26 protein-coding genes are annotated in these 22561 nt (G+C 64.5%); 14 read left to right on the top strand and 12 right to left on the bottom strand.

Features of this window, described 5'->3' with window-relative positions; translation table 11 throughout:
* Positions 1-64: 64 nt before the first annotated feature.
* Positions 65-901, top strand: a complete 837-nt coding sequence (locus AC56LR_RS03915; RefSeq protein WP_497127672.1) for a branched-chain amino acid aminotransferase — start codon at positions 65-67, stop codon at positions 899-901.
* Positions 902-979: 78 nt separating this feature from the next.
* Here the strand turns inward: AC56LR_RS03915 and AC56LR_RS03910 are convergent, their stop codons facing one another.
* The 5 genes from AC56LR_RS03910 to AC56LR_RS03890 form a co-directional block, all read right to left on the bottom strand.
* Positions 980-3844 carry a TonB-dependent receptor domain-containing protein gene (locus tag AC56LR_RS03910; protein ID WP_497127670.1) on the bottom strand — a complete coding sequence of 955 codons (2865 nt, stop codon included), beginning with the start codon at positions 3842-3844 and terminating at the stop codon, positions 980-982.
* 336 nt (positions 3845-4180) lie between these two features.
* Entirely contained in the window at positions 4181-4849 is a 669-nt protein-coding gene (locus AC56LR_RS03905) for a YiaD family glycine zipper/OmpA-like lipoprotein (protein WP_497127667.1), read from the bottom strand.
* A gap of 99 nt (positions 4850-4948) precedes the next feature.
* A complete protein-coding gene (locus AC56LR_RS03900) occupies positions 4949-5095 on the bottom strand; it encodes a lmo0937 family membrane protein (RefSeq protein WP_020652694.1) in 147 nt (48 codons plus the stop codon).
* Between the two features lie 97 nt (positions 5096-5192).
* Positions 5193-5420, bottom strand: coding sequence for a hypothetical protein (locus AC56LR_RS03895; RefSeq protein ID WP_497127664.1), 228 nt, complete (start codon positions 5418-5420; stop codon positions 5193-5195).
* A gap of 184 nt (positions 5421-5604) precedes the next feature.
* Positions 5605-6345 carry a glycine zipper 2TM domain-containing protein gene (locus AC56LR_RS03890; protein ID WP_497127661.1) on the bottom strand — a complete coding sequence of 247 codons (741 nt, stop codon included), beginning with the start codon at positions 6343-6345 and terminating at the stop codon, positions 5605-5607.
* 214 nt (positions 6346-6559) lie between these two features.
* Between AC56LR_RS03890 and AC56LR_RS03885 the strand changes: the two genes are divergently transcribed.
* Complete coding sequence (locus AC56LR_RS03885; protein WP_497127659.1) at positions 6560-7288, top strand: Crp/Fnr family transcriptional regulator; 729 nt, start codon at positions 6560-6562, stop codon at positions 7286-7288.
* Between the two features lie 231 nt (positions 7289-7519).
* On the opposite strand, the gene AC56LR_RS03880 is transcribed toward AC56LR_RS03885, so the two are convergent.
* From AC56LR_RS03880 to AC56LR_RS03870, 3 genes are all read right to left on the bottom strand, one after another.
* Positions 7520-7741: a YMGG-like glycine zipper-containing protein gene (locus AC56LR_RS03880; RefSeq protein ID WP_171084329.1), complete on the bottom strand. Its 222-nt coding sequence runs from the start codon at positions 7739-7741 to the stop codon at positions 7520-7522.
* Between the two features lie 21 nt (positions 7742-7762).
* A complete protein-coding gene (locus tag AC56LR_RS03875) occupies positions 7763-8074 on the bottom strand; it encodes a BON domain-containing protein (protein ID WP_497127657.1) in 312 nt (103 codons plus the stop codon).
* A gap of 128 nt (positions 8075-8202) precedes the next feature.
* Positions 8203-10275 (bottom strand): AsmA family protein, encoded by a 2073-nt coding sequence (locus tag AC56LR_RS03870; protein ID WP_497127655.1) that lies wholly within the window; start codon positions 10273-10275, stop codon positions 8203-8205.
* Between the two features lie 231 nt (positions 10276-10506).
* Between AC56LR_RS03870 and AC56LR_RS03865 the strand changes: the two genes are divergently transcribed.
* From AC56LR_RS03865 to AC56LR_RS03840, 6 genes are all read left to right on the top strand, one after another.
* Positions 10507-10896, top strand: coding sequence for a DUF4398 domain-containing protein (locus AC56LR_RS03865; RefSeq protein ID WP_497127652.1), 390 nt, complete (start codon positions 10507-10509; stop codon positions 10894-10896).
* Between the two features lie 105 nt (positions 10897-11001).
* Positions 11002-11937 (top strand): OmpA family protein, encoded by a 936-nt coding sequence (locus tag AC56LR_RS03860; RefSeq protein ID WP_497127650.1) that lies wholly within the window; start codon positions 11002-11004, stop codon positions 11935-11937.
* Between the two features lie 31 nt (positions 11938-11968).
* Positions 11969-12502, top strand: coding sequence for a ferritin-like domain-containing protein (locus tag AC56LR_RS03855; RefSeq protein ID WP_497127648.1), 534 nt, complete (start codon positions 11969-11971; stop codon positions 12500-12502).
* Positions 12503-12569: 67 nt separating this feature from the next.
* Entirely contained in the window at positions 12570-12920 is a 351-nt protein-coding gene (locus tag AC56LR_RS03850) for an ElaB/YgaM/YqjD family protein (protein ID WP_497127645.1), read from the top strand.
* An 18-nt stretch (positions 12921-12938) separates the two neighbouring features.
* A complete protein-coding gene (locus AC56LR_RS03845; RefSeq protein ID WP_497127643.1) occupies positions 12939-13325 on the top strand; it encodes a phage holin family protein in 387 nt (128 codons plus the stop codon).
* 25 nt (positions 13326-13350) lie between these two features.
* Positions 13351-13731, top strand: coding sequence for a hypothetical protein (locus tag AC56LR_RS03840; RefSeq protein ID WP_497127641.1), 381 nt, complete (start codon positions 13351-13353; stop codon positions 13729-13731).
* Between the two features lie 155 nt (positions 13732-13886).
* On the opposite strand, the gene AC56LR_RS03835 is transcribed toward AC56LR_RS03840, so the two are convergent.
* On the bottom strand, positions 13887-14252 hold the full coding sequence (locus AC56LR_RS03835; RefSeq protein WP_497127638.1) for a hypothetical protein: 366 nt from the start codon (positions 14250-14252) through the stop codon (positions 13887-13889).
* A gap of 226 nt (positions 14253-14478) precedes the next feature.
* The gene (locus AC56LR_RS03830; protein ID WP_497127635.1) at positions 14479-14949 is read right to left on the bottom strand and encodes an outer membrane lipoprotein; all 471 of its coding nucleotides are present in this window, start codon (positions 14947-14949) and stop codon (positions 14479-14481) included.
* Between the two features lie 217 nt (positions 14950-15166).
* Between AC56LR_RS03830 and AC56LR_RS03825 the strand changes: the two genes are divergently transcribed.
* The 3 genes from AC56LR_RS03825 (at position 15167) to AC56LR_RS03815 (ending at position 17435) form a co-directional block, all read left to right on the top strand.
* The gene (locus tag AC56LR_RS03825) at positions 15167-15715 is read left to right on the top strand and encodes a hypothetical protein (RefSeq protein WP_497127633.1); all 549 of its coding nucleotides are present in this window, start codon (positions 15167-15169) and stop codon (positions 15713-15715) included.
* Between the two features lie 97 nt (positions 15716-15812).
* Positions 15813-16127, top strand: coding sequence for a BON domain-containing protein (locus AC56LR_RS03820; protein ID WP_497127631.1), 315 nt, complete (start codon positions 15813-15815; stop codon positions 16125-16127).
* A 45-nt stretch (positions 16128-16172) separates the two neighbouring features.
* Complete coding sequence (locus AC56LR_RS03815) at positions 16173-17435, top strand: AI-2E family transporter (RefSeq protein WP_497127629.1); 1263 nt, start codon at positions 16173-16175, stop codon at positions 17433-17435.
* 84 nt (positions 17436-17519) lie between these two features.
* Here AC56LR_RS03815 and AC56LR_RS03810 read toward each other — a convergent pair whose 3' ends face one another.
* Positions 17520-18482, bottom strand: a complete 963-nt coding sequence (locus tag AC56LR_RS03810) for a YihY/virulence factor BrkB family protein (RefSeq protein WP_497127627.1) — start codon at positions 18480-18482, stop codon at positions 17520-17522.
* 108 nt (positions 18483-18590) lie between these two features.
* Entirely contained in the window at positions 18591-19619 is a 1029-nt protein-coding gene (locus tag AC56LR_RS03805) for an OmpA family protein (protein ID WP_497127624.1), read from the bottom strand.
* Between the two features lie 408 nt (positions 19620-20027).
* Between AC56LR_RS03805 and AC56LR_RS03800 the strand changes: the two genes are divergently transcribed.
* The 3 genes from AC56LR_RS03800 (at position 20028) to AC56LR_RS03790 (ending at position 22516) form a co-directional block, all read left to right on the top strand.
* Positions 20028-20636: a winged helix-turn-helix domain-containing protein gene (locus tag AC56LR_RS03800; protein WP_497127621.1), complete on the top strand. Its 609-nt coding sequence runs from the start codon at positions 20028-20030 to the stop codon at positions 20634-20636.
* 224 nt (positions 20637-20860) lie between these two features.
* Positions 20861-21631, top strand: a complete 771-nt coding sequence (locus AC56LR_RS03795; RefSeq protein WP_497127619.1) for a glutathione peroxidase — start codon at positions 20861-20863, stop codon at positions 21629-21631.
* Positions 21632-22516, top strand: a complete 885-nt coding sequence (locus tag AC56LR_RS03790) for a M90 family metallopeptidase (RefSeq protein WP_497127616.1) — start codon at positions 21632-21634, stop codon at positions 22514-22516.
* The last annotated feature ends 45 nt before the right edge of the window (positions 22517-22561 follow it).

The following is a 22561-nucleotide window of genomic DNA, read 5'->3' as shown; positions in this document are numbered from 1 at the left end:
AACAATGGAATAGCCTCTCGGTTACACTGGAGCGCTGTGCAATACACGAACTTTTGGGGAACCCATGTACCTGACTTACTTCAACGGCAACTGGAACGAAGGTAATGTTCCGCTGTATGGCGCGATGGACCACAGCCTCTGGCTCGGCTCGTCGGTATTCGACGGCGCCCGCGCAATGAGCGGCAAGCTGCCGGACCTGCGCCCGCACCTGGAACGCGTCATTACGTCGGCCGAGAAACTCGGCCTGCGCTGCCCTTTGACCGTCGACGAGATGGAAGCGCTGGTGCGCGAAGGCGTGGCCAAATTCCCGGCGGATGCCGAACTGTATATCCGCCCGCTGGTGTTCGGCACCGACGGTTTCCTGATTCCCGTGCCCGAGGCCAGCCAGTTCGCCTTGACCCTGTTCGATGCGCCGCTGCCGCCGTTCGCCGGCTTCTCCGCCTGCCTGTCGACCCTGCGCCGTCCGCAGCCGACCATGGCCCCGACCGACGCCAAGGCCTCGGCCCTGTACGCCAACTCGACCCGCGCGATGCGCGAAGCCAAGGCGCGCGGCTTCGACCAGGCGATCGTGCTCGATGCCGAGGGCAATGTGGCGGAATTCGCGTCCTCGAATTTGTTCATCGTGGCGGAAGATGGTTCCGTGGTGACGCCGAAGCTCAATGGCAGCTTCCTGGCGGGGATCACGCGGGCGCGGGTGATTGCGCTGCTGGCGTCGGAAGGCGTGACCGTGCAGGAGCGCGTCGTGAAGCCGGAGGAGCTTTTGAGCGCGCGCGAGATTTTCAGCACCGGGAATTACGGCAAGGTGACGCCGTGCACGCGCTTCGAGGAGCACACGATGGAGGCGGGGCCGGTGGCGCGCCGGGCGCGTGAGCTGTATCTGGCGTTCACGGAAACGACCTGACCCGACGATAATCCTCCCCAACAAAAAAAGCCGCCCGGTTCACACCAGGCGGCTTTTCATTTCACGCTACAGGTTCGATTAGAACTTGTAGCTTGCGCTCACGCGGAAGTAACGGCCCATTGCATTGTGCAGCTGAGTGTTGAAGCCTTCGTTCGGGTAGCGCGGATCATACGGCGCCGCGGTATCGAACAGGTTCTTGATATTGCCCGACAGGGTCCAGTTCTTGAAGCCCGTGTACGAGTACGACACGTGGAAGGTGGTCCATTCCGGGATCGAGCAGTCGCTCACCCAGTTGCTGAACTTTTCCAGGCCGCCCAGGCTGTAGGCGCCGGCCGGCTGGCCCTTGCCGTAGTGGCAGTATGGCACCGGGTAGGTGACGTCGTCGTCGGTACGGCGCAGCAGCGACACCGGCGAGACGAAGTCCACAGAACCGGTCAGCGAGTGGGCGCCGCGCGACCAGTTGCTCGACAGGCTGGCGCGGTGGCGCGGGATGTCGCCGACCGTGGTGGCCCAGTCCGAGTAGCCGCCGGCGCTGCCGACGACGTTGGCTTCGACTTCGCCCGGACGCTCCGAACGCTTGAAGGTCAGCGCGTAGGACCAGTCCAGCTTCGTGGTCAGGCGGCCGTTCTCGCCCAGGTTCAGGCGGTGTGCGAGTTCGAAGTCCAGGCCCGAGGTCTCGGTGGCGCCCTGGTTCACGTAGTAGCGGTTGACCGCGCTCACGGGACCGGTGCCCGCGATCGGCTGGCCGGCCGCATTGGTCAGCTGGTTGGCCGGGTTGGTGTCGCGAATCGCCAGGCCTGGGTACAGGTCCGGGTGGTCGATCACGTAGCCGGCCGACAGCAGGGCGGTTTCGTCTTCCTTGCGGATCTTGTAGAAGTCCACCAGCAGGTCGATGCTCTTGGTCGGGGCGATGATCGCGCCGAACGAGAAGCTCTTCGAGGTTTCCGGCTTCAGGTTCGGGTTGGCCTTCGACATCGACGAGATGCGGCGCGAGCAGTCCGACGAATCGCCGCCCGGCAGCGGGTTCTTGCCGTCAGGGCAGCGCACGGTGTCGACGACCGTCGAGAACGACTGCACGCCGCCTTCGGCGATCTGCGACAGGGCAGGGGCGCGGAAGCCTTCGGCGTACGACGAACGGAAGCTCAAGGCGTCGCTGACGACGAACTTGGCGCCCACCTTCGGCACGAAGCTCGACTCGGTCGGATATTTGTCGTAGCGGCCGGCGAAGTCCATCTCGAAGTTCCTGGTGAACGGCGTACGCAGTTCGACGAAGGCCGATTTCACGACGCGGCTGCCGTTGACCAGCGAGTTGGCCAGGCCGATGATGTTGCCGCTCTGGGTCTGGAGGTCCGGGGTCATCGACAGCTTTTCCTGACGAATTTCGCCCCCGAAGGCCAGGCCGATGTCGCCGCCTGCCAGGGCGCCGAGGGTGGTCGATGCCTTGGCGTCGAACTGGGCGACCTGGGCATAGCCCTTGTTCACCACGTCACGCGCTGCGCTTGGATCGGCTGCGGTCTGGGCCAGGGTGCGGCCTTCGCTGATGATGCGGTCGATGGTCGGGCGGTACAGCATGCCGCGCATCGTCTCGGTGCGCTCGCTGCGGTTGACCAGCAGGGCGGTTTCCCAGTCGAAGCGGCCGCTCGTGCCTTTCAGGCCGGCCAGGATGCGCGCAGCCGAGTTCACGTTCTTCGAGCCGCCGTCGATGCCGGAGAAGCGGTAGGCGATTGCCGCGCGCGAGGTCGACCATGGGTTGTCCGGATGGCCGGCCGGCAGGATCAGCTGGTAGTCGCTCGGCAGGCCGTTGGTGCGGAACACGGTGACCGGCGAGGTCGACGAGATGGTCGACGAGTTGCCGGTGTACTGGCGCTCGGTGCGGGTGACGCCGGTCTCGAGGAAGGCGGTGACATCCGGGCTGAGCTTGTAGGTCAGCTTGCCCAGCAGGTTGACGTCATTGCCCTTGCTCTGGGCTTCGTAGTTGTTCCAGACGTCGTAGTTGCAGAAGGTGCGGCCGTTCAGCAGCGAAGTCGCGGTCAGGTTGTGCCTGGCGCGGTCGCCCGTGACCTGGTTCGACGCGTCGCACCCAAGGCGGTTGATGATGTCCGCGCCGTTGGCCAGCGTGGTGGCGAAATTGCGCGCGCCGGCGGTGCGCTCGCGGAAGAAGAAGGGCTGGTTCGAGACATAGCTGCCGTATTCGTTCAGGCGCGCGTTGATGTCGGCGTACATATGCTGCTTGACGTCGCGGGCGTCGCGGATCGCGGTGCGGTCGCGCGAGGCGATGTCGAAGCTCAGGAAGGCGTTGTAGCGGTCTTCTTCCAGGTCGCCGAAGCCCAGAACGCCGCTCAGGTTGCGGCGGGCGAATTCGAGGTTGTCGTTGGCGCTGGTCGATGCAGTCAGTTCCTTGCCCTGGAAGTTGCTCTTGGTGATGAAGTTGATCACGCCGGCGATGGCGTCCGAGCCGTAGACGGCCGATGCGCCATCCTTGAAGATCTCGACGCGTTCGATGGCCGACACCGGGATGGTATTCAGGTCATACACGGCCGACTTGCCCTGGTTCGGGTCGGCGTAGGCCGAGGCGGTGATGCGGCGGCCGTTGAGCAGGACCAGGGTCGAGGACGAACCGAGGCCGCGCAGCGAGGCGGTCGATGCGCCTTTCGAGAAGCTGCCGTCGGTGATGTCGTTCGAGGTGCCCGAGCCGAAGGCCGGGATCGCATGCAGCAGTTCCGACACGGTGTTGGCGCCGGTGGCGGCGATCTGCTTGGCGTTCAGGGTGGCGACCGGGGAAGAGCCTTCCTTGTCGGCGCGCTTGATGTTCGAACCGGTGACATAGACTTTCTGGACCGATGCTTGCACGTCTTGTTGGGCGAATGCGGTGCTGGTGGTAGCCAGCGCCATGGCGACAGCGATGACGCTGCGCTTGACTACGAGTTGCTGATGCTTAGACAAAATCTCTCCAAAACTTCTGAAACACGACCACTCCGCTCTGCGGAGCGGTGTCTTACTTGTTGATCGACTCTCCGGCAAAAGTGTGAATATTCACCCGAGGGCAGCATCAAAACATTTCCGCTAAACAAAAGTCAAATCTGCTTAACATTTGTTTAATGACTTGTTAGTTATTTACGACAGGCATAAATGCAGGTGATGGGACGGGGTGGGAGCGTTATGGTTTGAACAGGGACGTCGTTGCGGCAGGCTGGAGCGTAAACCCCGACGTTGCGAAGTTGTGCCAATGAAAAAGGCCGGCAAAGCCGGCCTTGGATAGGAACGGGCGAGGGCGGGTGCTTAGCCCTGGCCGCGCTCGGCCACGTAGATCTCGACGCGGCGGTTGCGCGCGCGGCTCGATGCATCGTTGTTCGAGGCGATCGGCTCGCGCTCGCCGCGGCCTTCGATCGTGATGCGATTCGGGTTCACGCCGCGATTGGACAGGTAGTCGCGGGTGCGCGCCGCGCGGTCGACCGACAGCGGCTGGTTGATGTCCGGGGTGCCGGTGCTGTCGGTGTGGCCGATGATGGTCACGGTGGTGGCCGGGTTTTCCTGCAGCGTGGACGCGAAGCGGTCGAGCACCGGCTGGAAGTTGGACTTGATGTCCGAACGGCCGGTGTCGAACGAGACGTCGCTCGGGATCTCGAGCTTCAGGCGGTTGTCGGAGGTCTGGCTGACCTGCACGCCGGTGCCGCGGGTGGCCTGTTCCATGGCCTGCTTCTGCTGCTCCATCCGCTTGGACCAGATGTTGCCGGCGACCGCGCCGAGGGCGCCGCCGATCGCCGCGCCCTTGGCCGCACGGCCGCCGCCGCCGCCGCTGGTGGTGGCGCCAAGGATGGCGCCCAGGCCAGCGCCGATACCGGCGCCTTGCGCGGTGCCGCGCTGGGTCGGGCTCATGTCGGCGCAACCGGTGGCGGTCATGAGGACGATGGTGGCGGCAATCGCCGATTTGGTGAGTTTGGTATGCATGGTTTTCTCCTTACGAAATAAGCAAAAATCCGTTTCGGAATCGCACCCGCGGGGAAGCGACTGCGAAACGGATCGGGTAGGTCGAAATAGTGGCAAGGGCTATATGCCCCGTCCGCTGATCAGGCGCACCAGGATCATGATGACGGCGACGACCAGCAGGATGTGGATGAAGCCGCCGATGGTGTACGAGGTCACCAGGCCGAGCAGCCACAGGACGATCAGAATGACAGCGATTGTGTAAAGCATGATTATGTCCTCACTCGAATTACGCGCTTTGGCGCCGTGATTCCAGTATGGCCAGCCTTACTGATGGCCTCTGTTCGATGGCGTACGCATTGCGCATTTAGGCGCAGCGCTTGTCCTTGCTCAAGCCCGGAATCCAGCCCATGAAGCCGAGCAGGCCGGTGAAGCCGATCAGGCAGGTCACGAGTCCGCCCGCCACCAGGAAGACGACGTCGTGCGGCTGCAGCGAGCCCGAGGGCAGGTCGCTTGGAGGCGGCGCCGACAGCAAGCCGAAACCTGCCACGACCACGCCCCAGATGATGATCCCAATCCACGCCATGCTGTTCATGATGCGTTCCCCCTCGAATGGTTATTGTCTGCACCGCACGCATTGTTCGCGTGTTTCCATTGTCGGGTTAGCTCAGCAATAATTCCGTGCGATGGCGCACATTGCAATTCAGAAAATTATTCAGAAGTAATAAAGGCCGGGCTCCTTGCGGAAACCCGGCCTGTTTCATGCAAGCCGACCTGGATCAGGCAACCGAGCGCAGGCGGCCCTTGACGATCTTGACGCGGTCGCCGCTGCGCCATGCGGGCGGGTTGCTCTGGTTGAAGGTACGCACCTTGCCGTCATCCAGGCGCACCCGGATTTCATAGGTGGTGGTGGCCTTCATGTTGCCTTCGACCTGGTTGCCGACCACGGCGCCGCCGATGGCGCCGGCCGCGGTGGCAATGGTGCGGCCGGAACCGCTGCCCACCTGGTTGCCCAGCAGGCCGCCCAGCACGGCGCCACCCGCCGCGCCCAGGCCGCTGCCTTGTGCGCGGTGCTTGATGGCGCGGACCGATTCCACGTTGCCGCAGTTCGAGCACCAGTTGCGGCCGTTGTCGGCGGCCGCCAGTTGCACGGCTTTCGGCGCAGGCTTGCTGGCCGGCTCGTCATACACGCGCACCGGCGCCGGGGCGTAGGCCTGCGGCTGGTAGTTCGACGGGGCCGGGGCCGGGGCAGGCGCTGGCTGCACATAGCCCTGCGCCAGCTGGCTCGGCGCGGCCACGGCCAGGCCCGGGGCCGGCTGCGCGCCCTGCGGCAGGGTCGAGGCCAGGGCCAGGCGGTCGGCGTCGCTCAGCTGGCGCTCGGAGGTGCCGCCGATCGACGACGGGATCCAGCCGAGGATCGCCGCCGTGCCGACCAGGCAGAACAGCAGCACCGCGAGCGCGGCCAGGATCATCATGGGGTGAAGGCGGCCCCGTGCGTGAGGGTTGGGGGAAGTGTTCATGTGCGTCCTTTCGGGTTGGTCTTGTGTGGGCCCGGCGTGCAAACGTCAGGCGGCCTGTTCATTACTCGATTGTCCTCAGGAACAACAGGGGGTTCCGTGCGTCACCGTACATACTCGCGCGCAGGGGCACGGTTACGCTGACTAAAATTGTTTGCAAATGTATCCAACACACCGATCAACGGTTTGCACCATGCAGTCTCACTCCGAGGATCCAATGAATTTTGCCGTACCGCCGCAGATCGTCGAGCACAACAGCAACCTGCTGCTGGCCGCGCTGCCGCCGCAGGAACTGGCGCAGGTATTGCCGCTGCTGGACCCCGTGAAGGTCGAGGTCGGCGACGTGCTGTGCGAAGCGGGTGACCCGCTGCACTACATCTATTTTCCCCACGATTGCCTGATTTCCCTGATGGGCGTGGCCGAGGGCCGCATGACGCTCGAGGTCGGCCTGGTGGGCCGCGAAGGCATGGTCGGCGCCACCGTCGCGCTGGGCCACGACACCACCCAGGTACGCGCCGTCGTACAGCGCGCCGGCAGTGCCAGCCGCATGGACAGCGCGCGCTTTCGCACCGAGGTCGCGCGCAACGCCGCCTTGCAGCGGGTGCTGTACCGCTATACCGATACCCAGCTGGCGCAGGCGATCCAGATCGCCGTGTGCAGCCGCTTCCACGTACTGGAAGCGCGGCTGGCGAGGTCGCTGCTTATCACGCGCGACCGGCTGCAGTCGGACAAGTTCCATCTCACGCACGAATTCCTGGCGCACGCGCTCGGGGTGCGGCGGGTCGGCGTGACCAAGGCGGCCAGCGCGCTGCAGCAGCAGGGGCTGATCATTTATAGCCGGGGGAATATCGAGATCCTCGATCCAGAAGGGCTGGCGGCAGCGTCGTGCACCTGCTATGAGATCGTCAAGGAGGCGGGCGCGCAGCCCGCGCTCAGCTTCATGTAGGGTGGGCGGGTTCCCCGCCCGCGCGTTCAACCATCGGATGAGGTACCGCGACGCATGCGTATATTGAAACGCATGCGTTTTTTATTGTGCGCACCCGCCGGGACGGATGCGTGATTTGAACGCGCGGGCAGGAGACCTGTCCACCCTACGATCTGCGGCAAATCCCAGTAACCCACAAACAAAAAAGCCCGGCAAGCCGGGCTTTCTCGTGTCGCTCTTGGGGGGTACTGCTTAGTTGGTCTTGTTGACCTGGTTGCCGATCACGCCGCCGACAGCTGCGCCGCCAACGGTGCCCACTGGGCTGCCACCGGTCAGCACGCCGCCGACCACTGCACCGGCGCCGGCGCCGATGGCGGTGTTCTTGTCCTGCTGCGACATGCCGGCGCAGCCGGTCAGGCCCAGGGCCACGGTTGCCAGCGATGCGGTAACGATCAGTTGTTTGATGGTTTTCATAGTAATCTCCTAAATGGTGGGTTATTTCAAGCGCAGGTCATTCCTGACCGATTTCACGCCTTTAACGGTACGTGCAACCGACGCTGCGGCCGCCACGCTATCCGCCGAGCTTACGAAGCCACTCAGCTGTACTACGCCCTGCTCGGTCTCGACACCGATCTCGGTTACCGTCAGCGCAGGATCGCGCACGATGGCGGCCTTGACACCCGCGGTGATGGTGGCGTCGTCGACGGTTTGTGCCGCCGGTCCAACGCTGCCTGACATCGCACACCCCGCGACCTGGCCCAGGGCCAGCATGGCCAGAAGGGTAGTCGTGCATCCGAATCGCTTCATGTTGCCAGGGTGTTTGTCGAGTCCATGAGTGCAGAATAGTGCTTCTAGCCGAGCTGGTCTGTTCGACAAGTAACAGTTCAGCAAACTTTTCTCGCCCACAAGCAAGCCGCTCGTGGGCGAGAGGGGCGTCAGCGGCGCTGGACCTTGCCCGGTGGCGGGGCCTGTGGCTTTTCGCGTGCCACGGCCAGCAGGCGGGCGCAGTCGGTGCTCTCGCCCGGGCCCGTATTGATGAGGGGGATGAGCGCGGCGATCGGTGCGGCCACCGCGGCCAGCAGGGCGGCGCCGCCGGCCTTCATGGCCAGCACGCCCTTGTCGATCGAGACGTCGGGGTTGCTGAAGGGACCGCGCACATACAGCGGCGAGCGCAGCGAGAAGATGCGCACCGCCTTGGTCTTCGGATCGATGCGCAGGTCCATCTGCTCGTCGGCCAGGTTGATGGCGCCGGTCACCGTGATCAGGGCTTCCTGGGTATCGACCACGAAGGTGCGGGTGCGCGCGATGCCGTTGGTCACCGCGAAATCGGTGGCCATGCAGTTCAGCTGCACCTGCTTGTCGCCGAACAGCTTGGTGATCACGATATTGGCCACGTTCAGTCCCATCATCTCGAGCAGCATCTTGCTCACTTGCCCCTTGCTGATCAGGGTCTTGAGTTCGCCGTTCGACCCGGCCAGCAGGCTGGCTACCGAATTGCCCTGCGCCGTCAGGTTGGCTTCGCCGTCGATATTGCCGACCGTGGCCTTCATCTGCTCGATCCTGGGGAACAATTTGGCGATCTCGATATTGCGCGCGGCCACCTTGGCCTGGGCCTTGATCGCCTTGGGACCTTCGCGCCCGCGGCCGTCGAGGCGGATGTTCGAGCGCACCGTGCCACCGGCCATGCTGAATTCCAGCGGCGCCAAGGTCAGCACCGCGTCCTGCATCTTCAGGTGGGTCGACAGCTTGCTGATCGGGAAGGCGGTATCGCGGACGATGCGGTCGGCGGCGTAGCGCACGTCGGCATCGAGCTTGTTCCAGCGCTCGGTCTTGAATTCCTCGACGGGCAGCACCTTGCCGGAAGGCTGCACCGCGTCGGCATTGCGCTCCTTCTTGGCCGCGTTCGAATCGGCGCCGATCAGCGGCGCCAGGTCGGTGAACACCAGCTGCTTCGAGCGCACGTTGCCCGACAGCTTGGGGCGCGGCGAACCGCTGGCGTATTCGAGGCGGCCGCCGATGTCGCTCGACCCCACCTTGCCCTTGAAGCCCTCGTAGACCCAGCGGCTGCGGTTCCCGCCGAGGGTGCCGATCAGGCGCCCCGACGTCGAGAACGGACCCGTGGTCGGCAGCACGATGCCGGTGAACTTGTATAGCTGGTCCATGCTGGCGCCGGCCAGCTCGAGCTTGAGGTCGATCCCTTCCAGCTTCGCCGGGCGCGTGACCGTGCCTTCCGCGGCGATGCGGGTGCGGCCCGAGCGCAGCTCGCCCTGGACTGGGTAGGGCGTGCTCTGCTCCTTGAGTGAGAGCACCGCGCCGGCCTTGCCGCCGCCCGCCACCCTGGCGCCGTTATACGTGCCGTCGAGCGTCCAGCCGACCCCGTAGCGCTTGTCCTGGTCGAGCGTGCGCACCAGCGCCGTCACGTCCGACTTCGTCACCGCATCCTTGATGTGCACCACGCCTTCCGTGAGCACCACGCGCTCGAGGTCGAGGTTCCAGCGCGATTTTTCCTCGTTGCGCTTGAAGGTCCAGTTGTTGTGCTCGCGATCCGTGCGCAGCAGGTCCACGCGCGGGCCGTCGAAGCGCAGCAGCGGGATGCCGATGGTGCGGTGGAGCAGGCCGAAGGGGTTGAGCGAGAACGAGAACTGGCGCACGCTGGCCATGTCCTGGGCCACGAGGCCGGCCGGATTGCCGACGTGGACATCGTTGGCCACCAGGTGGGGCCAGGGGATGTGGTCGCGCCAGCTGCGCTCTTCCGGAGTCATGGTCCTGGCGGGCCTTACCCATTCCACGTTCAGGTTGCCGCGGATGGCGAACGGGCGGTCGATCGCATCGCTGACTTTGGCATTGATCCAGGGACGCGCGCGGTTCCAGTCGAAGGTCAGGATGATGACGATGGCGATGATGGGAATCGCGACCAGGATGCCGAGGATGCTCAGCAGGAGTTTCTTGTTCGGCTTGCGGCGCGCCGGAGACCGGCCCTGCGCCGCCGGCGTGTGGGTCTCGGCCATGGCGGTCCTTCCATTATGAGGTAGTGGTTCAGTCCAGCTTAGCGCAAAGCCCCATGCGGTCAATGTGCGCTGCCTAACGCTCTGCCATTGAGCGGGCCCGCGTGGCATGGACAATGTGCGGCAGCGAACCGAAGGCGGACGATAACAGGTTTATAACGTTATCAAGGACATTGACTCAACCATAGAACTTCAATCCGCTTGCAGTACCCGACTCATCACAGGAGGAACGCGATGAAACAGAAACACCAGATCACCCCACTGGCAGCCGCCACGCTTGCCCTGCTGGTCCTGGCCGGCTGCGCCAGCCCGCAGAAGGCCCCGGCGACCGCCGACGTGGCCGTGTCGCGCAACGCAGTCGAGAACGCCGTGTCGGCGGGCGCCGCCGAGCTGGCGCCGGAAGAGATCAACCTGGCCCGCGACAAGATGATGCGCGCCAACCAGGCCCTCGCCGCCAAGGACTACAAGCTGGCGCGCGAACTGGCGATTCAGGCCCAGGCCGACGCCAAGCTGGCGCAGAGCAAGGCCAATTCGGCCAAGTCCAACGCCGCGGCCAACGCGCTGAACGAGGACCTGCGCGTGCTGCAGCAGGAAGTCGACCGCGCCAATTCGTCGCAGAAATAAGCCTTGAGCAAGTTGCCGCGGCAAGCCCGCGGCAGCGCCTGAGAAGAAGAAGTTCCATCCACCGATCGCCGCCATCCGCGGCGCCCAGGAATAAAGGACAAGCACATGAAAACCCGTTCCACGATGTCGCTGCTGGCCGCCGCCGTGCTCGCCGCAGCCTGCGCTACCGCCCCGATGAGCACGCCAACCCTGGACCAGGCGCGCGCCGATTTCGTTGCTGCCAATAACAACCCGTATGTGTCGCAATATGCGCCGCTCGAGTTCAAGCAGGCCAGCGACGCGCTCGACCAGGCCAATGCCGCGGCCGCCCGCCGCGAAAGCCTGAGCGATGTCGACCGCCTGGCCTATGTGGCCAAACAGCGCATCGCCACCGCCATGGAAGTGGCCAAGGGCAAGACGGCGGAAGCGAACATCGCGGACGCCTCGCGCCAGCGCACCGAAATGCGCCTGGAAGCGCGCACCCTTGAGGCCGACCGCGCCAAACGCGAAGCCGAAGCTGCGCAAGCCCAGGCCGCCCAGGCCCAGATGCAGGCCCAGTCGGCCCAGCAACAGGCCCAGGCCGCCCAGCAACAGGCCGCCGCGACGCAGGAGCAGAACGCCGCGCTGCAGCAGCGCGCCGCCATGCTGGAGGCCATCCTGGTCGAACTGCAGGCCGTCAAGACCGAACGCGGCTATGTCGTGACCATCGGCGACGTGCTGTTCGCCACCAACCAGGCCAGCCTGACCCCGAACGGAATGTCGACCCTGCGCAAGCTCGCCGACGTCATGGCACAGAACCCGAATCGTACCGTGCTGGTCGAAGGGTTTACGGACAGCGTCGGCAGCTCCTCGTACAACCAGGAGCTGTCGCAGCGCCGTGCCGAGGCCGTGGCCTCCGCTCTGGGCGGGATGGGCGTGCCGCGCGACCGCATCGCCATGAAGGCCTATGGCGAGGCGTTCCCGGTGGCCTCCAACGATAACGCCGGCAACCGCCAGCGCAACCGCCGTGTCGAGATCGTGCTGTCGAACGAAGGCGCGCAGATTCCGCCACGCGCACGCTGAAGCCGGCATCCACTAGTTATAAGGAAACATCATGGAAGATACGAAACACCTGGCGCATGGCTTCGACATCGCGGCGATCCGCCGCGCGGCGGCCAACCTCGATGACGGCGCCGTCACCGAGGGCTACCAGGCGGACCGCGCAGCCGTCATCGCCATGCTCAACGACGCGCTCGCGACCGAACTGCTGTGCGTGCTGCGCTACAAGCGCCATTACTACACGGTCAGCGGCCCGAACACCGGCCACATCAAGGCCGAGTTCCTCGAGCATGCACAGCAGGAGCAGGATCATGCCGACCGCATCGCCGAACGCATCGTGCAGCTCAACGGCTCGCCGAACTTCAACCCGGCCACGCTCACCGCGCGCAGCCACGCGGAGTACGACGATTCCGAAGACGTGCAAGCCATGATCCGCGCCGACCTGATCGCCGAGCGCGTCGCGATCGAATCCTACCGCCAGATGATTCTCGCGATCGGCGACAAGGATCCGACCACCCGCGCCATGCTGGTCGACATCATGGCCGTCGAAGAAGAGCACGCCGACGACATGTCCGACCTGCTGGCCTGAGGCTGCGACACCCCGGCCGGGCCGGGGGGCAAATTTCACTCACCAATCAATAACAACGGAGTTAACCATGTACGACACCACCCGCACCATCAAATCCCAGGCCCACGCCCAATCCTTCGACAGCAACCTGTCGCATGCCCAGTCGGACGTCAAGGCGCTGGTACGCGACGCCCAGTCGATGCTGACCGCCGCCGCCTCGCTGTCGGGAGTTAAGGCAGACGAGCTGCGCGAACGCGGCATGGAAATGCTCGACCGCGCACTCGGCCGTGCCGGCCACTACCAGGACCAGGCGATGGAAAAAGGCCGCGAGCTGGCCCACGAAGCCGACGTCTACGTCAAGGACAACCCATGGCGCACCGTGGCGGCCGCGGCCGGCGTGGGCTTGCTGCTCGGCGTCCTGCTGAGCCGTAAGCAATAAGCGGCGCCGGGGACTGCCATGCAAAAAGACGATACCGTCCTGCATAACCCCGGCCTCATGGGCGGGATCTCCAGCCTGATGAAGAGCCTGTTCGGCCTGGTCGTATCGCGGGTCGAACTGGCCTCGCTCGAGCTGGCCGATGTGCGCAATCACGTCATCGAACTGGTTGCCATCTTCGGGGCGGCATTGCTTGCCATCTGGTTCGCCATCGCCTACGGTACCGCGACCATCGTCGCGCTGGCCTGGGACGAAATGGGCTGGAAGATCCTCCTGATCATGTTCCTCGTGTTCCTCGTCATAACCGGCGTGCTGGTGGCCAAGGGCCTGGCGCTGATCAAGCAGGGCAAGCTTGCCTTGCCGGCCACGATGAAAGAACTCAAGAACGACCGCGACATGCTGCGTTGAGCGGCGCCACGAAGGAGGGGAACCCATGCACAATCATGACGAAAAAACCGGACTGGCCGGTCACAAGCACAGCACCGACCCGGCGATCCGCAAGCAGGAACTGTTGCGCGAAGGCGAGTACTTCCGCAGCAACGTCGTCCACGCCAAGGCCCAGATCCGCCATGCGGCGCATCCCGAGGTCATGCTGCACGGCGTGCTCGACCACGCCACCTCGGCGCTGCGGGGACGTGCCGACGCCTTGCTGCGGCCCACCGGCACCAGTGTGTCGGCACTGATGCCTTACGGTATGGCGGCATTCAATTTCATCCGCCAGCGCCGCATGGGCAAGCAGGCTGCCGGCGCCGCCCTGGTGCTGGGCGCGATCGGGTATTACCTGAACAAGCGCCGCCAGCAGCGCGCGGACTGACTGATACGCAAGGGCGAGACGACATCGCCTTGATATCGATATGGTGGGGCTTGAGCGGCGTCGCATGGACTGGGCGCCGTTTTTTTGCGTCCCGGTTTTCGTCGGTTGGATGGGAGACCCGCCCACCCGACGGTGCGCGGCAGTTCAGGTGCTCGCTATTCGGGCGTCTGCCCAGCCACACCTTCCCTGGCCTGCGCCATATCGCGCCGATACACGGCCTGTGCTTGCTGCAAGCAGCTGCTGCGTTCGGCCGCCGGCATCCGCTTGCAGGCATTCTTTGCCTCCTGCAGCGCCGCGCCCATTTCTTTCTGCAGGGTGCGCAGCTTGGCCTGGCTGGTCGCATCTTCGTGGTACCAGCGGGCGGGGTCGCCTTGCGCGATTTCGCGCGCCTGCTTTTGGGCTGCTGCGGGTTCGACCAGGGCGTCGCCCTGCGTCTGCGGCTGCGTCTGCGCATGGGCGAACAGGGCCGTGCCGAGCAGGCAGGCGCAGGCGCCGCGGAATAGGGGAGTGAGATATCGCATGCTTGCCTCCAGGGAGGATGATCTGGCGCTGGGGTGGCCAGGATAGCGCGGCCAGTGGTTTACCGGCAGCGAGGCCAGGACCGGCACGGCAACAACGGGACTTCCTGCCGGGCTGATGCCTGAGGAAGGCTGTGGCGCCCGCGCGGCATCACACCGGCGGGGCCAGCAGCAGGGCAGGCGGAAGGGCGCAGGCTCGCGCCGTTCCCCCCGTACCCGGTCTAACTGATCAATAGCGGTAGACGCGGCCGTCGACGATGCGCACGCGGTTGCCCACGCGCAGGTCGTACACGCTGTCCTGGGTCACGGCGCGGTATTCGCCGTTATCCATGCGCACATTGATCTGGTAGTTCTCCTGGCCGCCGTTGGCATTGCGGTTGCGCTCGACATTGTTGCCGATCGCCGCGCCGGCCACGCCGCCTGCGACGGTGGCAGCCGTACGGCCGCTGCCGCTACCGACCTGGTTGCCGGCCAATGCGCCGACCACGCCGCCCAGGATCGCGCCGGCGCCGCTGGTGCGGCTGGCGCCCTGGGTCACCTGGATCGATTCGATCGTGCCATAGCCCATCGACACATTGTTGTTGTAGCCGGAGTTATAGCCATAGCCATCGTTATAAGGCGACGACGAGGTGCTGGCACAGCCGGTGAGCAGTGCCGAAGTGGCGAGTACAGCAGCAGCAAAGGTACGGGATGCTTTCATGTTGTTCTCCTGACAAAAGTGTGAGTTCAGAATAGTCATAACGACAACCGTGGTCTGTGCGTTGCCTAACCGTCCTTGCTCTACGTTTCGTTAGTCGAACAAATCGACTTTAATCAAGCAATTGTTGTGTGAATGCTCATGTGTTCGTCAGCGAACAGAAGACCTGGCGCGGCACGTGTAAAACGTCCTTAGCGTGTTGACAAATGGAGAATAAAAAATGAAAACAACCCATGCTTTCCTGCTGGTTGGTGCAGCACTTGCCTGGGCGAACACGGTGCAGGCCCAGACCGTGCTGGATCCGAAGGCCACTTACGAACAAGCGCGCGCCACGGCGGAAGCCAATTACAAGGGCGCCCGTGCCCGCTGCGACCTGATCGCCGGCAACCCGCACGATTTGTGCATGGCTGAAGCCAAGGCTGCCCGAGTGCGCATCGATGAAGAAGCCGAGGCTGCCTACAAGAACACCCTGTCGGCCTATACCCAGGCCCGCATGAAGATTGCGTCGGCCAACTTCGACCGCGACAAGGTGCGCTGCGCTGCCGTGACCGGCAACGACCGCGACGTCTGCCTGGAGCAGGCCAAGGCGACCCTGATCGCTGCGCAGGCCGACGCCAAGGCCGACCGCAAGAGCATCGAAGCGCGCCTCGATGCGCGCGAAGACAAGCTCGCCGCCGAATACCGCGTCGCCATTGAAAAATGCGACGCCTATGCCGGAGCAGTCAAGGACCAGTGCGTCAGCACTGCCAAGACCGCCTTCCGGAAATAATCAGCGGGCCGGCGTGCCGGCACCGCCCACACCGCCCGCTTGGGCTTTGTTTTAGTAGTTTTACCCGTAGTTTGACCACTTTTATCCAGGAGCTATCATGAAAATTGCACAACGCCTCGTCACCGCTTCCTTCGCTGCCGTCATCGCCATCACCTCGGTTGGCTGCGCTTCGACTCCGACCAGCACCAGCGCCGGCGAGTACGTCGATGATGCAGTCATCACCACCAAGGTGAAAGCTGCCTTCGCTGCCGACCCAACCGTCAAGGCCACCGAAATCAACGTCGAAACCTTCAAGGGCGACGTCCAGCTGTCGGGCTTCGTTGCCCAGCCAGGCGATGCCCAGCGCGCGGTGGAAATCGCACGCGGCGTGAAAGGTGTAACCTCGGTGAAGAACGACATCCGCGTCAAGTAATGTAGTCCGCCGGGGCGGCCCGGCTCCATTGTCAAGGCACCATCCATGCAGCTTGCACCAACCGAACCGGCACAATCTGCCGCGATAACGCCTGACAATACCGCCCCGGTGGCGCCGGCCCCCAGCGGGCCCGGCGCCGAGCCCGGCCTTGCAGGCGACGAGCTCACGTTGCACGTGGGCAGCCTGCGGCTGCCGCTCCACGTCAACGCACGCGGACTCTCGCTCGGCATCCTCGCCACCATCGCTTCCATCTTTGCACTGCAGTGGGCACAGAAATTCTTCGTGCCGCTCCTGCTCGGCATCTTCATTGCCTACACCCTCAATCCGGTCGTACGCTGGCTGGAACGCTGGCATATCAAGCGCGCCATCGGCGCGACCCTCGTGACCGTGCTCATCCTCGGCGCCATGGGCGGCACCCTGTACCGCTTGCAGGACGAATTCTTCAACATCATCGACGAGCTGCCGACGCTCACGCACAAGGTCACGCGTATCCTGACCAGCAGCGGCGCCCCCGGAGAGCGCTCGACCATCCAGCAGGTGCAGGCCGCCGCCGCCGAGATCGAACGGGCCGCCTCGAATGCCGGCAGCGGCGAGCAGCGCCGCGCCATCCAGAAGCGTCCCCAGAGCGTGCCTGCGGTGCCGGGCGCCGGCGCGCCGGGCATCCGCGTCATGGACTGGGTGCTGGCCGGCTCGGTCAGCCTGGCGACCTTCCTGTCGCAGGCCACCATGGTGATCTTCCTGGTGTTCTTCCTGCTGCTGGCAGGCGACACCTTCAAGCGCAAGCTGGTCAAGCTGACCGGCCCCTCGCTCACCCGCAAGAAAGTCACGGTCCACATCCTGGACGACATCAATACCTCGATCCAGAACTACATGTTCATGCTGCTGGTGACGAATATCCTGCTGGCACTGCTGACCTGGGCGGCGCTGCGCGCCATCGGCCTGGAGAATGCCGGCGCCTGGGCCGCCTTTGCCGGCGTGGCCCACGTCATCCCGTATTTCGGGCCGCTGCTGATCACCATGGCCACCGGCGCCGTCGCCTTCTTCCAGTTCGAATCGCTGCGCATGGTGATCCTGGTGGCCGGCTCGTCGCTGGGCATCGCGACCCTGGTCGGCATGGTCGTCACCACCTGGATGACCGGCAAGATCGCCAAGATGAACCCGGCCGCCGTGTTCGTCAGTCTGCTGTTCTGGGGCTGGCTGTGGGGCATGTGGGGCCTGTTGCTGGGCATTCCCGTGGTGGTCGTGCTCAAGGTGATTGCCGAGCGGGTGGAGGGGATGGAAGTGGTGGCGGAGTTGTTGGGGGAATAGAATCTGCCGCGCATCGTAGCGTGGGCAAGGAACTTGCCCACGCTACGATTTCATGGCCGGGCGGCGAGCCCGGCCAAGCTTGACTTACACGGCGCGGCCGTCCTTCCATGTGCCTGTCGGCGCCGGGGCTTTCGTTCCCGGTCTGTCCCGCGGCACATCCCCGGTTTCTTCCTTGGGCTTGTGCTTCAGGCTCCCCAGCTTGAGCGCATACTGCCGCGCAAACTCGGCGCCCAGGAAGAAGATCTGTGCCGAGTAATATACCCACAGCAGCAGGGCGATCAGGGACCCGGCCGCGCCGAAGCTGTCCGCCGCGCCGCTGTTGCCGATATACAGGCCAATGAGGAATTTCCCCAGCGAGAACATGGCCGCGGTACCGATCGCACCGATGGTCACGTCATGCCAGGACAGCTTGATGCGCGGCAGCAGCTTGTAGATCACACCGAACAGGGTGGCGATCACCAGGAAGCTGATGGCGCGTGCAACCCAGCCCATGATGAAGGCGGCTTCCTTCCACATGCCGCCGATATAGTTCTCGACCACAGCCAGCGCGGCGCTCACGACGAGCGAGACCATCAGCAGGAAACCCAGCACCAGGATCAGCCCGAACGACAGCAGGCGGGTGCGCACCAGGTCCCAGAAGCCGGCATCCTTCGGCGGCGGCACGCCCCAGATTTCATCCAGGCTGTCCTTGAGCTCGGCAAACACGCTGGTGGCGCCGATCAACAGCAGCGCGCCGGCCACGATCGTGGCCCACAGGCCGTCTTCCTTGTTGCGCGCACCGGCCAGGATGGCCTGGATGGTCTCGGCGCCCTGGGTGCCGACCAGGCCGCGCAGTTCGTCGAGCAATTGTCCTTGCGCGGCTTCGTGTCCGTAGAACAGGCCGGCCACGGCAATCACCAGCACCAGGATCGGCGCCAGCGAGAACAGGGTATAGAAGGCCAGCGCGGCCCCCTTGCTGGCGGCGCGGTGCGCCAGCCATTCGGTGGCAGCGCAGCGCAGAACGCCCACCAGCTGACGCGAATACGGTCGCCACTTCTTGACTTCCATGTTTCATTCTCCAAGTAAAAAAGGGGCCGAAGCCCCCTGTATCAGCACGCCCTGCCCGGCTAGTAGCGCCGCGGGCGGCCAGACTAGCCGGGCAGGGCCGGCAGGTTATTACTGCACGCGTTTTTCGACGGTGATCTGCTCGACTTCGACGCGGCGGTTGGGTTCGAGGCAGTCGATCAGGGCCTTGCGGTTCTTCTCGGTGCACTGGACCAGCGGGTTGGCTTCGCCCTTGCCGTAGGCCTTCAGGCGGTTGCCGTCGACGCCCTTGCTGACGAGGTAGTCACGCACGGCGTTGGCGCGGCGTTCCGACAGCTTCAGGTTGTACTTTTCCGAACCCAGGCGGTCGGTGTAGCCGGTGATGTCGATGTCGGTGATGCTGGTGTCGGCCATCAGGGCGGCAGCGATCTCGTCGAGCTTCGGCGACGGCATGATGATGTCGGCCTTGTCGAACTCGAACAGCTTGGTCGCTTCCAGGGTGACTTTCTCGAAACGGGCCTGGGGCGCCGGAGCCGGTGCCGGCGCTGGTGCCGGCGCTTCAGCCATCGGGGCCGGTGCGGCCGCCGGGGTGACGACGGCTGCTGCGGGCGGCGGGTTGAACGCGTAGTTCAGGCCGAGGGTGAAGTATTTGTTGTTGCTGCGCTTGAAGCCGAACTGCTCGTCGTCGCGCAGGTGGCCGCGCACGCTGCGCAGGTCGGCCTGCAGCGACCATTGCGGGGTGAGGGAGGCCTGGAAGCCGATGCCGGCGGTGAGGTAAGGCGAATTCTTGCCGACGCGGCGCAGCGGATTTTCCACCTTGTCGCGCTCGAGGCCGAGGCCGACCAGCACGAAGGGACGGAAGCGGTCACGCGAGAACATCAGCAGGGCGTCGGCGCCCAGCAGGGTCTGGCGGTAGTTGGCGGCGCCGTCTTCGAAGCGCACCTGGCTGGCGCCGAACTGGATGTCCCACATCGGGGAAACGGCCTTGCCGAACTTGAGGCCAGCGCCCCAATCCCGATCGCGCACACCAAAGTCGCTGTCTGGCTTGGCGTGGATGACATTCGGCTGGATGTACCACGATGGGTTGATTTCTTGCGCCATGGTGGTGCCAGCCGAGCACAGGATGGCCACGGCCAGGGCGATCTTCTTCGAATTATTCACAGGTAACTCCCATAAGGTGAAGGGTTGTTGACATCGCAAGCTTTAAAGCAGGTGTTGGATAAAGAATAACAGTGCAAGTTCCGCACCCTTCGTGCGGTACCGCACCTATGCGTCGGATGCTGTGCGCATTTACAACAGTGGTATAAAAACAACGTAAATCTCTGCCGTGCGCGCCTGATCGGCGCAAACGGGTACGTTCTAGTTCTCCAATGAAAACCGTCTTGGCAAGTCTGCTTGTCAAGAATGCTTGCGGGAATGACCTCGAATGTGGGATGGCGCACAGACCAAGAGGGGGTGACGCAGGCAATCTTGAGCCCAGTTAAGCGGAACCGAGGTGTTGTCAGGGTGTCAAACGACACACAGCGACCCGGACCACACAGTCTCTCTCTTTCATTGGAGCTCACCAATATGCATGCAACGACTCATCACAACGCGGTGCAAGGCGACATCGGCGCAGTGCACACTTCCAGCAACTCAGCGCTGATCGAACGCGTCCCGCCGCAGCCTACCGAACGCGCGCCCATCTCCCTGGCGCCGATCGAACGTGTCCGCTCCACCTCGGCCACGCAGCGTCGGATCGAGAACATGCAGAAGCTGATCAACGAGCTCTCGACGCACGAAATGCTGGCCGACGAAATCGCCTGGTTCCTGAAGTTCTCGCCATCGGGCGCCCGCAAGTACATCCGCGACCTGCGCGAAGCCGGCGTCATCGAACTGGCGCGCTATATCGAAGGCACCGCCACCTACCTGGGCAAGGCCGTCTACCAGATCTGCCCCGATCAAGACCGCGTCAAGGCCTTCCTGGCAGCGATCTGCCAGCCGAAGCGCGAAGGCGCCGCCCCGCGCAAGGAGCGTCCAGGCCTGCGCGAGCAGAATATGGCAGGCAGCGGCCGCCACTTCCACATCCTGGCGGACGACACCCATTACGCCATCCGCGTGAACCGCAGCCCGGTTACCCGCGATCCGCTGGTCGCAGCGCTGTTCGGCCCACCTCCAGGTGGCCAGCCAGCCAAGTAATCGCCGACCGACGCGCCCCAGTGCGCGACCCGGTACGCCGCGGACGAGACCCGCGGCAGCTGCCGGTCCGACGATCGCTGTCGTCCTTCATGCCGCGCCTTGTGCGCGGCTTTGTTTTTTCAGTTGAACAATTATTTGCGATGGGCGCGTTGAAATCCCGTCAATAAGCCTTACCTCCCTTTCACCGCGGCGACAGCTTGCCGCTCACAGGAAAGGAAGCCCCCATGTTACCGACCGCATCTTCGACACTGCCGACCCCGGAGGCGCTCCAGGGCAAACCGGTCCCGCGCGTGACCTTCAAGGCACGCCCCGACGACCAGTGGCAGGACCTGAGCACCGACGAGCTGTTCAAGGGCAAGACCGTGGTCGTGTTCTCGCTGCCCGGGGCCTTCACCCCCACCTGTTCCTCGACCCACTTGCCGCGCTATAACGAACTGGCCCCGGTGCTGCGCGAGAACGGGGTCGACGACATCCTGTGCATCTCGGTCAATGACGCCTTCGTCATGAACCAGTGGAAGGCCGGCCAGGACGCCACCCATATCACCGTCATCCCCGACGGCAACGGCGACTTCACCGAAGGCATGGGCATGCTGGTCGACAAGCGCGATCTCGGCTTCGGCCAGCGTTCCTGGCGCTACGCGATGCTGGTCAAGGACGGCATCATCGACAAGATCTTCATCGAGCCCGACCGCGAAGGCGACCCGTTCGAGGTGTCCGACGCCGACACCATGCTCCGCTATATCAACCCCGAGGCAAAGATTCCCGAAGCAGTGGTGGTGTTCTCGCGGCCCGGCTGCCCGCATTGTGCGCGCGCCAAATCGGCGCTGAGCGAGAATGGCATCGTGTTCACCGATATTTCGGAAGACCAGAAGATCACCACCAATGTGCTGCGCGCCGTCACCGGCAGCCTCACCTGGCCGCAGGTCTTCGTCGGCGGCCGCCTGATCGGCGGCGCCGACGACGTGCAGGATTATCTCGTCACCAAAGGACGCTGAATGGAAGGCATCATTGCCGGCCTCCTGGCGGCCGGCCTGCTGGCGGCCTGGCAGTTGCCGCGCTGGCGGCTGCGGCGGGCGCTGGGGCGTCCGCTCGCACCCGCGCATATCGGCGTCCTCGAGCGCAACGTCGTTCAGTACGCCGGCATGGGCGGCGACGAGCGCGCCCGCTTGCAGCGCCTGGTTCAGCAATTCCTGCACGAAAAGACCTTCGTCGGCTGCGCCGGCCTGGAGGTCACCGACGAGATGCGCCTGACCATTGCGGCCCAGGCCTGCCTGCTGGTGCTGGGCCGGGCAGGCGAGGCGGTCCCGGCCAAGGTCTATCCATCGCTGCATGCGGTGCTGGTGTATCCGGGCGCCTTCCTGGTGCCGCGGCGCGAAGTCGATGCCGCCGGCGTCGTCTCCGAGCAGCGCCAGGACCTGCTGGGCGAATCCTGGGGCGATGGCCGCGTGATCCTGTCCTGGGACCACGTGCGCCGCGCCGGCATGCTTGATGCTCCCTCCCATAACGTGGTGCTGCACGAGTTCGCCCACCAGCTCGACAGCGAATCGGGCAGCACCAACGGTGCGCCTTATCTCGGCAGTACCGAGCGCTACCGCAGTTGGTCGCAGGTATTGTCGCGCGACTATGCCAACCTGCGGCGCGACGCGATGTGGGGCCAGCAAGGCGTGCTCGACCATTACGGGGCCAGCAGCCCGGCCGAGTTCTTCGCGGTGGCCACCGAGAGCTTCTTCGAGCAGCCGCACGCCCTGGCCGCGCGCCATCCCGAGCTGTACGGGGAATTCCTGAAGTATTACCGGCTCGACCCGCGCGCCTGGATGCCGGAACCCGTCTTCGTTGACGAAGGCTTGGGCGAGCACGTGGTCTACGGGCAATGGAGGTAAGTTGCGTGCGTCCGCGTACAGAGGCAGCGGGACGCAGGGCGCATA

Source organism: Telluria sp. ZT3P39 (assembly GCF_059685935.1).
The sequence above is the reverse complement of the archived record's forward strand: the minus strand, read 5'-3'. Positions and strand labels throughout refer to the sequence as shown.

Excerpts from the sequence above, each read along its gene's own strand:
- AC56LR_RS03820 (WP_497127631.1), top strand. The coding sequence starts at position 15,813 with ATGAAAATTGCACAACGCCTCGTCACCGCTTCCTTCGCTGCCGTCATC.
- AC56LR_RS03870 (WP_497127655.1), bottom strand. The coding sequence starts at position 10,275 with ATGGCCGAGACCCACACGCCGGCGGCGCAGGGCCGGTCTCCGGCGCGC.
- AC56LR_RS03905 (WP_497127667.1), bottom strand. The coding sequence starts at position 4,849 with ATGCATACCAAACTCACCAAATCGGCGATTGCCGCCACCATCGTCCTC.
- AC56LR_RS03835 (WP_497127638.1), bottom strand. The coding sequence starts at position 14,252 with ATGCGATATCTCACTCCCCTATTCCGCGGCGCCTGCGCCTGCCTGCTC.
- AC56LR_RS03840 (WP_497127641.1), top strand. The coding sequence starts at position 13,351 with ATGCACAATCATGACGAAAAAACCGGACTGGCCGGTCACAAGCACAGC.
- AC56LR_RS03865 (WP_497127652.1), top strand. The coding sequence starts at position 10,507 with ATGAAACAGAAACACCAGATCACCCCACTGGCAGCCGCCACGCTTGCC.
- AC56LR_RS03880 (WP_171084329.1), bottom strand. The coding sequence starts at position 7,741 with ATGAAAACCATCAAACAACTGATCGTTACCGCATCGCTGGCAACCGTG.
- AC56LR_RS03825 (WP_497127633.1), top strand. The coding sequence starts at position 15,167 with ATGAAAACAACCCATGCTTTCCTGCTGGTTGGTGCAGCACTTGCCTGG.
- AC56LR_RS03790 (WP_497127616.1), top strand. The coding sequence starts at position 21,632 with ATGGAAGGCATCATTGCCGGCCTCCTGGCGGCCGGCCTGCTGGCGGCC.
- AC56LR_RS03895 (WP_497127664.1), bottom strand. The coding sequence starts at position 5,420 with ATGAACAGCATGGCGTGGATTGGGATCATCATCTGGGGCGTGGTCGTG.
- AC56LR_RS03875 (WP_497127657.1), bottom strand. The coding sequence starts at position 8,074 with ATGAAGCGATTCGGATGCACGACTACCCTTCTGGCCATGCTGGCCCTG.
- AC56LR_RS03795 (WP_497127619.1), top strand. The coding sequence starts at position 20,861 with ATGTTACCGACCGCATCTTCGACACTGCCGACCCCGGAGGCGCTCCAG.
- AC56LR_RS03850 (WP_497127645.1), top strand. The coding sequence starts at position 12,570 with ATGTACGACACCACCCGCACCATCAAATCCCAGGCCCACGCCCAATCC.
- AC56LR_RS03915 (WP_497127672.1), top strand. The coding sequence starts at position 65 with ATGTACCTGACTTACTTCAACGGCAACTGGAACGAAGGTAATGTTCCG.
- AC56LR_RS03860 (WP_497127650.1), top strand. The coding sequence starts at position 11,002 with ATGAAAACCCGTTCCACGATGTCGCTGCTGGCCGCCGCCGTGCTCGCC.
- AC56LR_RS03855 (WP_497127648.1), top strand. The coding sequence starts at position 11,969 with ATGGAAGATACGAAACACCTGGCGCATGGCTTCGACATCGCGGCGATC.
- AC56LR_RS03885 (WP_497127659.1), top strand. The coding sequence starts at position 6,560 with ATGAATTTTGCCGTACCGCCGCAGATCGTCGAGCACAACAGCAACCTG.
- AC56LR_RS03900 (WP_020652694.1), bottom strand. The coding sequence starts at position 5,095 with ATGCTTTACACAATCGCTGTCATTCTGATCGTCCTGTGGCTGCTCGGC.
- AC56LR_RS03830 (WP_497127635.1), bottom strand. The coding sequence starts at position 14,949 with ATGAAAGCATCCCGTACCTTTGCTGCTGCTGTACTCGCCACTTCGGCA.
- AC56LR_RS03810 (WP_497127627.1), bottom strand. The coding sequence starts at position 18,482 with ATGGAAGTCAAGAAGTGGCGACCGTATTCGCGTCAGCTGGTGGGCGTT.
- AC56LR_RS03890 (WP_497127661.1), bottom strand. The coding sequence starts at position 6,345 with ATGAACACTTCCCCCAACCCTCACGCACGGGGCCGCCTTCACCCCATG.
- AC56LR_RS03845 (WP_497127643.1), top strand. The coding sequence starts at position 12,939 with ATGCAAAAAGACGATACCGTCCTGCATAACCCCGGCCTCATGGGCGGG.
- AC56LR_RS03815 (WP_497127629.1), top strand. The coding sequence starts at position 16,173 with ATGCAGCTTGCACCAACCGAACCGGCACAATCTGCCGCGATAACGCCT.
- AC56LR_RS03800 (WP_497127621.1), top strand. The coding sequence starts at position 20,028 with ATGCATGCAACGACTCATCACAACGCGGTGCAAGGCGACATCGGCGCA.